Origin of the sequence: Lentzea sp., assembly GCF_036380075.1 — a bacterium.
Lineage (GTDB): Bacteria > Actinomycetota > Actinomycetes > Mycobacteriales > Pseudonocardiaceae > Lentzea.
In genome coordinates, this window is sequence record NZ_DASVFL010000380.1 from 1 (window position 1) to 8,630 (window position 8,630).

Here is an 8,630-nt window from a genome sequence, read left to right on the forward strand (position 1 = left end):
GGGTGCGGTGGTGATTGCGAAGTCAGTCACCACAACCGGAGGCCTCGTTGGGACACGCTAACGCCCGCCTGACAGTGCATGGACGCCTGGTCCTCGTTCAGCGAGTCGCCGCCGGCAGACCGGTCGCCCACGTGGCCAAAGAGCTCGGCGTCTCACGGCAGTGCGCCCATCGCTGGGTCCGCCGTTTCCACGAGGAAGGCCTGGCGGGACTGGCCGATCGGTCCAGCAAGCCACACCAGACGCCGTCGCGGACCTCGGCCGAGGCAGAACGACGAGTCCTGACGGCACGAGGCGAGCTGCGGTGCGGACCGGCCCGCATCAGCGCCCGCACCGGTGTTCCCGTCCGCACCGTGTCACGGGTGCTGGCCCGGCATGGCGTGCCGAGGCTGGCCGAGTGCGATCCGCTGACCGGGCATCGCATCCGTGCCACCCGCCACACCACCCGACGCTACGAACACCCGCACCCCGGTGACCTGATCCACCTCGATGTCAAGAAGATCGGCAAGATCCCGCCCGGAGGCGGCTGGCGCGCCCACGGCCGCGGCCTGCGTCCCGGCTCCCGCCGAGGCCTGGGCTACGACTACGTCCACGCCGCCATCGACGACCACTCCCGCCTCGCCTACGCCGAAGTCCTCGCCGACGAACGCGGCACCACCTGCGCCGGGTTCCTGCTCCGCGCCGCGGCCTGGTTCGCCGAGCAAGGAATCCCACGCGTTCACCGGGTTCTGACCGACAACGCCAAGAACTATCTGATCTCCCGCGACTTCGCCACGGCCGTCGCTGCGATCGGCGCCCGCCACAAGACCATCAAGCCGCATTGCCCTTGGCAGAACGGCAAAGTCGAGCGCCTCAACCGCACTCTGCAGACCGAGTGGGCCTACCGCGAAATCTTCCTGGACAACAACGCTCGCACCGCCGCGCTGGCGCCCTGGCTCGATCACTACAACACTGAACGCGGTCACCACGCACTCAACGGGCACCCACCCATCAGCCGCGTTCAGTCACCAACCTCATGACCAAGTACATCTAGAACACGGAAAGGCCCCGCCGGAGCTCCGGCGGGGCCTTTCCGTTGGTGCACGAGGACGACGGGCGGGTCAGTCGTCGTCACCGATGGACTTCGGGGCGGCCTTCTTGGGTTTGCCGAGCAGGTCCTCGATCGAGCCGGTGAGCCGTTGCCTCGGCTTGTGCTCCTTGTCGCCGCCCTGCTGGCCGCCACCGCCCATCATCCCGCCCATCATGGGCATGCCGCCCATCATGCCGCCGGGAGCGCCCCCAGGACGGCCTGCGGCGGCCGCGGCGGCCGGAGCGGTCCCTGCACCCTGCTGGGCGGCCGGAGGCGGCTCAGCGACGCCTGTGGCGCCTCCGAACTGCGTCGGCTGCGGGGTCGCCGCGGCAGCCGGGGCGCCGACCGGGCCGACACCGCCGCCCACACCCCCGCCGACACCCGCGGGAGCTCCGCCACCGACACCCGCGGGAGCGCCACCGCCCGCTGCGGCACCGCCGGTGCCCGCGGCGGCCGTGGCCGACGCCTTGGCCGGTTCCGGGACCGTCGTCGCGGGCTTCGCGGGCGCCGTGTACGTCCAGTCGTTCTCGGGGTAGCGGTGCTCCATCCGCACGGCGTCGAAGCCGTCGTCCTCACCGGACACCCCGTCGCACAGCCGGAGGAACGCCTCCATGACCTGCCGCGCGGACTCGTGCAGCTCGCGCACCGGGTCCTTGAGCTCCTCGATGTGCCGGACCGCCCGCTGGTCGCCGTCCAGGGGCAGCGACGCCGTCCCGGACACCGAGTCGGCGGCGTCGGCGAGCACGTGCGCCATGTCCTGCACGATGTCGCGCACGCCGTCGGCGGTCTCCTCCAACGCGTCCGCCATGGCGTTCATCGCGTCGGTCATGTCGCCGCCCGCGAGCCCGACCTTGCGCATGTGCTCGAGGAACTGGTCGGCGTCCTTGCCCTCCCACCGCGCGTCGACGCCGCCCAGCGGTGCCGCGACGTGCTTCGTGACCGCCTCGGTCACCTTCGCGGCCTTGCGCCAGCGCTCGGCTTCCTCGCGCAGGTCGTTCCAGTCGCCCACCAGCGGGTCGAAGAAGTCGTGCACGAGGTCCACGACACCGAGCTTGCGGCTCAGCCGCGAGAGGTAGTCGAGCTCGGGCCCGACCTCGGCCGCGATCTGCCGTCCGTCCGCGCCGTTCCTGGTCACCACGAGCGCCCCCTACCGCCGGTCGGCGTTCTTGATGAGGTGCAGGCTCTCCTCTTCGCCGGCCCCGTGCTGCTTCGCGACGGCGTGCAGCCCCGCGGCGGCCGCGTCGAGCGTGTCGCAGGCGCGGGCGAGCTGGGAGTTGAGCAGCGCGGCGGCCCGCGCGTACGCCTGGGCCGTGCCGACGGTCCTGCCGATCTCACCGAACGACTGCGGGCGCAGCGGGGACACCTTCATGGCGTCCCGCACGCGCCTCAGGTCGTCCGTCGTGCCGTCGATCCGGTCGGCGTACTGCTCCAACCACTCGGGATCGACGGATATCCGACCGGCCACAACGTTCCCCCTGCCAGGTCCGGGTGCGTTCGTCCTGGTTCGACGGTCGTGCACCCGGACCGGTTCCGCTACTTCTGGGCCGCCTGCGGATCCTGGATCGTGCCCTTGGGCGTCGGGATCGCGTCGTAGCTGCGGTTGGCCTCGTTCTTGTTGAGCTGCGGTCCCATCGGCAGGAGGCTCAGGATCTGGTTCGGTGCCGGCGGGAACGTCCCGTCGAGACCGAGCGCCGCCGCGGTGCCGGCGTCCGGGACGCCGTAGCGGACACCGCGGCCCGTCACGATCTGCACCGGACCGGTCCCGAAGTCGCCCTTGCCCTGGCTCGCCCGCACGACGGCGGCCTTGCCCGGCAGCATCAGGAACTGGTCGATGATCTCGCCGGCGGCACCCGCCGCGTTCAGCGCGACCGGGGTCATCTCCTTCGGGCCGGGCAGCTTCGAGCCGATCGTCACCGAGGTGTGCTCGGCCTTGGTCTGCTCGGTGAAGTTCTCGGCCTTCCAGCCCAGGCACACCACGGTGTTGTTGGCGTTCGCCTCGAGCGTGGTGGGGATCCGCGCCGGGTAGGAGTCGAGCGTGAGCGGGTTCTTCGGGTTCTTGTTCGGCGACACCGCGTTCGGCGAGACCCTGATCGGGTCCCTGGCGTTGGAGTACGCGAAGCGCAGCAGGTCGCCGACGGTCTGGTCGACGTCCTGGAAACCGTCCTCGAGCGCCACCAGGAACTGCGCGGTGCCGGTCAGGTTGACCTCGACGACCTCGCCGACGTTCACCCGCGTCTCGGTGACGTAGGTGGCCTGCTTGCCCTGGTTCTGGACGACCGGGGCGGCCAGCGGCGCGACCTCGGGGATGGCGTTGAGCAGCGCGGTGCTGATCGCGCGCGGCTGCTTGCCCTTGAGCCGCAGGGCGTTCATGACCTTGTCGTCCTTGAGGTCGACCTGGGCCCTGACCGTCGACGACGAGATGTCGCGCAGGCTGTTGGGCTTCTTGTAGATCAGGTACGCCTTCTTCTCACCCGTCCGCTGTTGCACCAGCACGGCCTCGTCGCCCAGCTCGGGGTTGCCGCCGCTGACACCGGCGATCACGGAGGTCTTGATCTGGTTCTCCGCCGCCTGGTTCTCGCGGAACTCGTCCAGGTCGAGCGTGTCGCAGACGGACCACTGCGCGTCGATCCGCAGCTCCGGCTTCGGCAGCACGTCAGGCGCGTCCGGCAGACCCGTCAGCCTGCCGCGCGGCAGGTTCGCGAGCGCCGACTCGCTCACGAGCTTCGGCTCGCCGCCGGCCGCACCCTGCGCGGCGCCCGGCGCGTCACCGCCGCCGGACTGCTGGTCGGGATTGCTGCGCGAGAACCACAGCAGGCGGGCCGACGCCAGGTTCGTCATCGGGACGAGGCGCCGGGGCGACGCGTCCACGACGTAGACCTGGCCGGTCTCCTTGCTGATCGCGATCTGCGTCTGGTCGTCGAGCTTCGGTGACGGCTTGAAGAGCCCGAACACGAGGAAGCCGAGCAGACCGACGACTCCCAGGACCGCACCGACCGCCGTCGCCCGCGAGTGGTTGCGCATGGGGTCATGCAGCATCACCGCGTCTCTGCGGACCAGAGCGGACTGCATCCGCCGCAGGACGAATTGGTAGGCCTGGACCTGTGACTTGGTGGTGGGTGTTGATGCCATTCTCGGCTCGCTGCTCTCCCAGTCGCGGTACGGTTCGGCAGGATAGCCGGACGCAGGTTGCTTCGTGGGCCGGTTCGCCAAGCCCACCGACCGTCGAGGGGAAAGAGACCACAACGGATGTCCGTGACCACTCCACATCCGCCCCGGCCCAACCCAGGGATGGCGCGGCCGCAGGGTCCCGGTGGACCAGGGGGTCCTGGCCAGCAGGCACCCGCGCCTCCTCGTCCGGTCGGGCGTGTCCGCCGCAGGACGGCGAACGTCAGCCTCGGCTCCTTGCCCGTGTCGAACGTAGTCACGATCGAGGTCGGCCTCGCCATCGCACTCCTCGTGCTCACGCTCATGGGCGTGAAGGAGCCCTCGGGCGCGTTGAACGTCGTCTCCGTCTCAATAGCCGGCGGTGTGCTCTTCGTCGCACTGGTGCTCGCCTTCACCCGCCGGCGCGGCCGGTGGCTGACGCAGTGGATCGGTGTCCGGCTGCGCTACAACTTCCGGTCGCACCACCGGACCGCGAAGCGCCAGGAGCCGTCGGAGTCCAAGCCCGGTGACGACGAGCTGCAGGTGCTCGGCCCGGAGGACCCCCGCGTCGCCCTGCTGCGCCTCGCGATCCCGGACCTGGTCATCGCCAAGAGCGTCGACCACGAACGCCGCCCGCTCGCGCTGTCGTGGCACGACGGCGTGTGGACCGCGGTGCTGCTCGTCGACCCGACCCCGCCGCTGATCTCCGCGATCGGCTCGGCGCCGTCGCTGCCGCTGGGCGCGCTCGCACCGTGCCTTGAGGACCGCGGCGTCGTGCTGGACGCGATCACCGTGATCTGGCACTGCTACCCCGGCAGCGCGGCGCTCCCGCCGAACTCGCCCGCGGTCAGCTCGTACATGGAGGTGCTCGGCCCGCTGCCCGCGGCGGCCAGGCGCACCACGTGGATCACGGTCCGGCTGGACCCGCGCCGCTGCGGCGAGGCGATCCGGGAGCGCGGCGGCGGCGTCGTCGGCGCGCACCGGGCGCTGATCGGCGCGTTGTCGCGCGTCCGCAACGCCCTGGAGTCCGCGGGCGTCGCGATCCGCCCCCTCGACGCGGACGAGCTGCTGCGCGCGGCGATCTCGTCGGCCGAGCTGACCGCCGCCGTCGGCAACACGAACCCCGTGTCGCTGCGCGAGAAGTGGTCGGGCGTCACCGCGGGTGGCGTCGGGCACGCGAGCTACGCGATCACCGGCTGGCCGTCCAAGGGCCTCAAGGGCAACCTGAACTCGCTGACCGGTGTGCGCGCTCTCTCGTCCACCCTCGCGATGTCCATCTCACCGTCGCGCGAGGACGGTCAGGTCTCGCTGCGCGGCCTGGTGCGCGTGAGCGCCCGCACGCCGAGCGAGCTCGACCGCGCCGACGACCAGCTGTCGAAGCTGAGCGACAAGCTGGACATCACGCTGACCCCGTTGCGGGGCATGCAGCTCGCCGGCCTGGCCGCGACGCTGCCGCTGGGAGGTGTGGCATGAGCTCGTCCCGACTGCTCGACTCGCGCGGCCGCGGCGCGGTGGCACCGGAGTTCCTGGTGTCGCCGAACATGCTCGACCTGGTCAGCCCGAGCGGTGACCGCGGCGGCATGATGCTCGGCCAGGGCACCAAGGGCGAACCGCTCAGCGTGTCCGTGCTGCGCCCCACGCCGACCCGCATGGTGGTCGTGGGCGGCCTGTACCTGGCCCGCCAGATCGCGTTGCGCGCCATGGCGACCGGCGCGTGGATCATCATCGCGACCGGCCGCCCCCAGGCGTGGCAGCCGGTGGTGCGCGCCGCGGGCCAGGGCCCGGACGGCCGTCCGTCCCAGCTGGTGCAGCTGCGCCGGCTGTCCCCGGCGGACCTCCCACGCCCGACGGAGGACATGCCGCTGCTGGTGATCCACGACGGCGGCCACGTCCCGCAGGAGCTCTTCCCGCCGCGGGCCCCGTGGCAGACCACGATGTACGTGCTGCCGTACCTGCACCCGCAGGCGTCGTCCACGGCGAACAACGCGGACCTCGTGCTGCTGCAGCGCCTCCCGATGGGCCAGGCCCAGCTGGCGGGACAGATGTGGCGCCTGCGCCCGCAGATGTTCCAGCAGCTGACCCAGCTCAAGGACGACCAGGTCATCGCCATGGGTCAGGACATGTGGGCGCACCTGCGCCTGTACACGACCCCGGCGGAGCAGCAGATCCTAGGAGCAGTGCGCCGAGGCGATTGAGACGCTGTGTTTTCGGCCGCTGCTCCGCAGCGGCGGCGAGTTCGTCTCAAGTCGGTCATCCGGCCACCGCTTCGGCCCGAATCGCCTGCGGCGGTTGACCCGAAGAGGCGACCGGACGACCGACACGAACTCGCGAAGCCCGGCCAGCTGAGACACGTGCTTCCCGAAAGCTGAAACTTGCGCCCCGAACGGTTCATCGTTCGGGGCGCAATTGTTCTGTCCATAGATCAGCGGAACCAACTAATTCACATAACGGCCAAATCTGTTGATTCGCCATTCGAAGGCAATTTCGTGGACCGTCTTGTGGGCAATCAGTCCGCGCCACTAAGAAAACTCTCACCTGCACAACCCTGGGACGAGGGAGCTTGCTGCTATGGGAGAATCGTGGGCCAGACGAGCGGCTGGAATCGGACTGGTGGCGGGCACCGCGCTCGTGCTGTCGTCCGTCTCCGCCACCGCTGCGCCCGAGGGGGAGATTCGCAACCTCGGTGCGTCCAACGCGGTCAAGGACAACTACATCGTCGTGCTGAAGGACGTGAGCACGTCGAGTGTTGAGACCTTGAGCGCCAAGTACAGCGCGACGGTCAAGCACACCTACAAGTCCGCCCTGCGCGGTTTCTCGGCGCAGATGTCCGAAACCCAGGCCAGGCGTCTGGCAGCGGACCCGTCCGTCTCGTACGTCGAGCAGGACGGCGAGGTCCACCTGACGGACACGCAGACCCCGACCCCGTCCTGGGGCCTCGACCGCATCGACCAGGCGGCGCTCCCGCTGGACAACAGCTACACCTACCCGAACCGCGGCGCGGGCGTCACGGCCTACATCATCGACACCGGCATCCGCTTCAGCCACAGCGACTTCGGTGGCCGGGCCGTGTCCGGACGCGACACCGTTGACAACGATGACGACGCGACCGACTGCGCCGGACACGGCACCCATGTCGCCGGCACCGTCGGCGGCACGAAGTACGGCGTCGCCAAGGACGTGAAGCTGGTCGGCGTCCGGGTCCTGAACTGCGCGGGCTCCGGCACGTTCGCGGGTGTCATCGCGGGCATCGACTGGGTCACCGAGCAGGTGAACAGCAACCCGGCCAACAAGCCGGCGGTCGCCAACATGTCCCTCGGCGGCGGCGCGAACCAGACCGTCGACGACGCTGTGACGCGCTCCATCGCCGCGGGCGTCACCTACGGCCTGGCAGCGGGCAACGACAGCGGCGCCAACGCCTGCAACACCTCCCCGGCCCGCACCCCGAACGCCATCACCGTCGGCTCGACCGACCGCACCGACGCCCGCTCGTCCTACTCGAACATCGGCACCTGCCTGGACATCTTCGCGCCGGGCCGCGACATCACCAGCGCCTGGCTCACCGACGACAACGCCACCAACACCATCAGCGGCACCTCGATGGCCACCCCGCACGTCGTGGGCGCGGCAGCGGTCTACCTGGGCTCGTCCCCCACGGCAACCCCGCAGCAGGTCCGCGACGCCCTGGTGGACAACGCCACGAGCGACGTCGTCACCAGCCCGGGCACCGGCTCCCCGAACAAGCTCCTGCACATCACCGGCACGGCCCCCGGCAACCCGCCGGGCCAGTGCCCCACGGCCACCAACGACACCGACACGACCATCCCCGACGCAGGCACGATCACGTCGTCCATCACCATCGCCGACTGCCTCGGCAAGGCCAGCACCACCGCCTCGGTGAGCGTGGACATCAAGCACACCTACCGAGGCGACCTGGAACTGGCCCTGATCACCCCGTCGGGCACCGTGAAGCAGCTGAAGGTCAGCAACGGCAACGACAGCGCCGACAACCTGAAGGCCACCTACGCGGTGAACGTGGCCTCCGAGGACGCCAACGGCACCTGGCAGCTGCGAGTGCGCGACACCTACCGCCAGGACACGGGCTACATCGACTCGTGGACGCTCGACCTCTGATCCCAGCCCCACTTCCACCACTCGGAGCCCCCGGCCACAAGCCGGGGGCTCCTCCCTTTGACCGGGAGAGGCACGGCACGCGGCCAGACAGTCGCGGAATGGTTCAAAAACGGGCCGGAGAGGGCCCCAGAGCGAGCAGCAGCCTTCTCGACGCCCCGACCGGGGGCCAGGACTGCTTCAAGAGGTGAGGCGGCCGCTGAGGCAGGCTCTCGCAGGGGTCCCCCTGGATTTCGGATCCCCCGCGACCCAAGGTAGCGAGCAGGTCTGACAGTCCCGCAAAGCCGAAGCC

General features: G+C 70.3%; 7 protein-coding genes. 4 read left to right on the forward strand and 3 right to left on the reverse strand.

Translation table 11 applies throughout. From position 1 onward, the window contains the following. Window positions 1–47 precede the first annotated feature (47 nt). The gene (locus VF330_RS40000) at window positions 48–1,016 is read left to right on the forward strand and encodes an IS481 family transposase (protein WP_330856967.1); all 969 of its coding nucleotides are present in this window, start codon (window positions 48–50) and stop codon (window positions 1,014–1,016) included. An 81-nt stretch (window positions 1,017–1,097) separates the two neighbouring features. Here VF330_RS40000 and VF330_RS40005 read toward each other — a convergent pair whose 3' ends face one another. From VF330_RS40005 to eccB, 3 genes are all read right to left on the reverse strand, one after another. Further along, window positions 1,098–2,204 carry a hypothetical protein gene (locus tag VF330_RS40005; RefSeq protein ID WP_330856968.1) on the reverse strand — a complete coding sequence of 369 codons (1,107 nt, stop codon included), beginning with the start codon at window positions 2,202–2,204 and terminating at the stop codon, window positions 1,098–1,100. A gap of 9 nt (window positions 2,205–2,213) precedes the next feature. Continuing rightward, entirely contained in the window at window positions 2,214–2,531 is a 318-nt protein-coding gene (locus VF330_RS40010; protein WP_330856969.1) for a hypothetical protein, read from the reverse strand. A 68-nt stretch (window positions 2,532–2,599) separates the two neighbouring features. Continuing rightward, the gene (gene eccB, locus VF330_RS40015; RefSeq protein ID WP_330856970.1) at window positions 2,600–4,195 is read right to left on the reverse strand and encodes a type VII secretion protein EccB; all 1,596 of its coding nucleotides are present in this window, start codon (window positions 4,193–4,195) and stop codon (window positions 2,600–2,602) included. A 279-nt stretch (window positions 4,196–4,474) separates the two neighbouring features. On the opposite strand from eccB, the gene eccE reads away from it, so the two are divergent. The 3 genes from eccE (at window position 4,475) to VF330_RS40030 (ending at window position 8,341) form a co-directional block, all read left to right on the forward strand. Next, window positions 4,475–5,683 carry a type VII secretion protein EccE gene (gene eccE, locus VF330_RS40020; protein ID WP_330856971.1) on the forward strand — a complete coding sequence of 403 codons (1,209 nt, stop codon included), beginning with the start codon at window positions 4,475–4,477 and terminating at the stop codon, window positions 5,681–5,683. Beyond that, the gene (locus tag VF330_RS40025) at window positions 5,680–6,405 is read left to right on the forward strand and encodes a hypothetical protein (protein ID WP_330856972.1); all 726 of its coding nucleotides are present in this window, start codon (window positions 5,680–5,682) and stop codon (window positions 6,403–6,405) included. Before eccE ends, VF330_RS40025 begins: the two co-directional genes overlap by 4 nt. 373 nt (window positions 6,406–6,778) lie before the next feature. Then, entirely contained in the window at window positions 6,779–8,341 is a 1,563-nt protein-coding gene (locus tag VF330_RS40030; RefSeq protein WP_330856973.1) for a S8 family peptidase, read from the forward strand. Window positions 8,342–8,630: the final 289 nt, after the last annotated feature.